Source organism: Treponema sp. R6D11 (assembly GCF_054786075.1).
On sequence record NZ_BDHD01000206.1, the window covers coordinates 1 to 2,916 of the forward strand.

The 2,916-nt window shown below is 45.4% G+C and carries 4 protein-coding genes; all 4 read left to right on the forward strand.

Annotation, left to right across the window (positions count from 1 at the left end; all coding sequences use genetic code 11):
- Positions 1-54: 54 nt before the first annotated feature.
- Complete coding sequence (locus tag ACYVTD_RS11225; RefSeq protein WP_461247859.1) at positions 55-426, forward strand: hypothetical protein; 372 nt, start codon at positions 55-57, stop codon at positions 424-426.
- A 70-nt stretch (positions 427-496) separates the two neighbouring features.
- Entirely contained in the window at positions 497-1,345 is an 849-nt protein-coding gene (locus tag ACYVTD_RS11230) for a sigma-70 family RNA polymerase sigma factor (protein WP_461247860.1), read from the forward strand.
- A 162-nt stretch (positions 1,346-1,507) separates the two neighbouring features.
- Entirely contained in the window at positions 1,508-2,284 is a 777-nt protein-coding gene (locus ACYVTD_RS11235) for a TatD family hydrolase (protein WP_461247861.1), read from the forward strand.
- A gap of 95 nt (positions 2,285-2,379) precedes the next feature.
- A partial coding sequence (locus ACYVTD_RS11240) for a tRNA dihydrouridine synthase (protein WP_461247862.1) occupies positions 2,380-2,916 on the forward strand: 537 nt, incomplete at its 3' end.

Sequence of the window (2,916 nt, forward strand, 5' to 3'; positions counted from 1 at the left end):
ATTTAGAGGCATATTTTAAAAATTTCAGTTTTTTTATAAGGCAGGTTTTTCATTATGGATCCAGCTTCCGAATTGGTTGTGGACGAAAACAAAATAAAAAAAGCGATAAAGTCAGGCCTTCCCATGACTATTACCACATATACCGTGCCCAAAGAAATTGAGGTTTACCTTGAGCAGGTAATAGAAGTTTTTCTTAAACATACAAACCAATTAAAATTAAAAGACTACGTTGTTTACTGCGTTCAGGAGCTTGTTGTTAACGCTAAAAAAGCCAATACCAAGCGCGTTTATTTTCAGGAGCGCGGCCTGGATATAACCAATCCGGACGAATATAAAACCGGAATGGAAAAATTTAAGGACGATACCCTTTCTAAAATAGACTATTATCTTCAACTGCAAAAAAACAGGAAAAAACACGGTTTTTAACCAAAAAACAGGGCTTTTTTGGGCTTGGCATGGGATCTGCTATGTATATAAGCAAGAACTGGAGGATGATATGAAAAAGAATAAAATAAAAGAAAAAAAATCCGAGGAAAACACTCTTGCGTTGTTTCTTAAAGAAATCAACAACATTCCGTTAATGAGCCGAGAAGAAGAAGAAGCGACGGCCCGCGCCGCCGCCGCGGGCAATAAAGCCGCAAGGGAAAAACTGATAAACGCCAATTTGCGTTTTGTCGTAAATATAGCGAAGAAATATCAGGGGCTTGGGCTTCCCCTGGAAGACCTTATTTCAACCGGAAACGTAGGTCTTGTAACCGCAGTAGACCGTTTTGTAATAGAAAAAAACAACCGCTTTATTTCTTACGCCGTCTGGTGGATACGCCAGAGCATATTAAGCGCCCTTACCGAAAAAACAAGAATGATAAGGCTTCCCGTAAACCGCGTTATGGAACTTGTTAAAATTGAAAAAGCTAGGAAACTGGTCACAAACCAACACTCCGCGGAAGCCGAAATAGCGTCCCTTTTAAACATGGATAAAGACCATGTGGTCGAGCTGTTAAACATCTCCAAGGACATTATTTCATTGGAAATCCCCGTATCCCGGCACACGGACTCAATGTTAATTGATTTTATAGAAGATAAAAAATACGCGATTCCCGATAAAGACGCCGAACAAACAGCCATGAAGGCGGACATTGAAACCGTCCTTAACACCCTTGAAAAAGAAGAAGCGGACATTATCCGTTATCATTACGGGCTTGGGCAGAAAAAACCGATGTCCTTGAAGGAAATCGGCGCCGTTTTTAACCTGAGCAAGGAACGCATAAGGCAGATTGAAGCGAAGGCGCTTGCAAGGCTTAAAAACCCCCTTAGAAGCAAAAAACTGAAGGTTTATGTGGCATAAGGTATCCAACAGGATACCGGATATTGGCAAAAACCTTAGACATTTTTTCGTATTTTGTCTTAATAAATAAAAGTTTTTATGTTGACTGTAGTATATATTTGTGTTATTATTTAAATAGCCAGTTTGGTAAAAAACATATTTCATTTCTTTTGGATATAAATTATGCAGTATTTTGATACTCATGCCCATCTGGGGCTTATAGTTGATGACCCCATTGAGCAGTTAATTGTGATACAGGAAGCCCGCCAGGCTTCCGTTAACCGTATTGTCTCTATTTGCAACAGCCTTCACGATTTTGGACAGGTTTATGAAAACCTTAAATCCGCAACAAACGTTTTCCACGCGATAGGGGTAAGCCCCTCCGAAGTGCAAAACCCGGGCAAGGACTGGCTTTCGCATATCGAGCAAAACGTCCAATACCCAAGAGTGGTCGCCATTGGGGAAATAGGCCTGGACTACTACCGTAAATTCGGGGATAAGAAATCTCAAATTGAACTTTTCATTACCCAGTTGGACCTTGCGAACAAGCTCAATCTGCCGGTCATAATCCACAACCGCGACGCCGGCCATGACGTGCTGGACATCCTCCGCGACCGCCTGCCCTCTCGCGGCGGTGTGCTTCACTGCTACTCCGAAGACGCGGCCTACGCCGAAAAAGCGTTGGACTTGAACCTGTACTTCTCTTTCGCCGGAAACCTCACATACAAGAACGCCAAGAATCTTCACGAAACAATCGGCGTCCTTCCCGTGGACAGAATCCTTATCGAATCGGAAAGCCCCTTTATGATTCCGGCGGACTACCGCGGGAAGAGAAACATGCCCAAGTACCTGCCGATTACGGCGCGCTTTATGGCGGAGATGCTGGACATGGAAGAGGACGCCCTTACGACGCAGCTATGGCAGAACGCGAATAAATTTTTCGGCTTGCCGAATGAATAGCGAATATATTTCCATGAATGATACGAAAAAATTTCTCACAAAGGACACAAAGGAAGAGAAGGACACAAAGAAGAAAGAGAGAAAGAAGAGGTTTAATGCGCTTTTACCATCCAGTTAAGATTGGGGCGCTTGAATTACCTGGGAACCTTTTTCTTGCGCCTGTAGCGGGATACACTGACCGCGCTTTCCGCTCGTTGTGCGCCGAGCAGGGGGCGGATTTCTCTTTTACGGAACTTGTTTCCGCCGAGGCGCTTTACCGCAGTTGCGGGCGTTACGGGCTTGGGGGAGCGGATGTTCCCAACGACGCGGTTAAGACCGCAGTCAACTTGGTCAGGCGCGGGGAGGGGGAGAAACGCTATGCGATTCAATTGTTCGGGGCGGATAGCGAATCAATCTTCAAGGCGGCTTCGTTGCTTGCGCCGTTACGCCCGGACGCGCTGGACATTAACGCGGGGTGCCCGGTACCGAAGGTCGTAAAGAACGGCGCGGGGTCGGCGTTGATGAAAGACCCGGACAATATCGGAAGGATAGTGGAAGCGGCGGTACGCGCCTCAAGCGAAAGTTTGGGCTCTGTTCCCGTCACGATTAAAATACGGTCGGGGTGGGACAGTAAATCAATAAATTATGCGGAG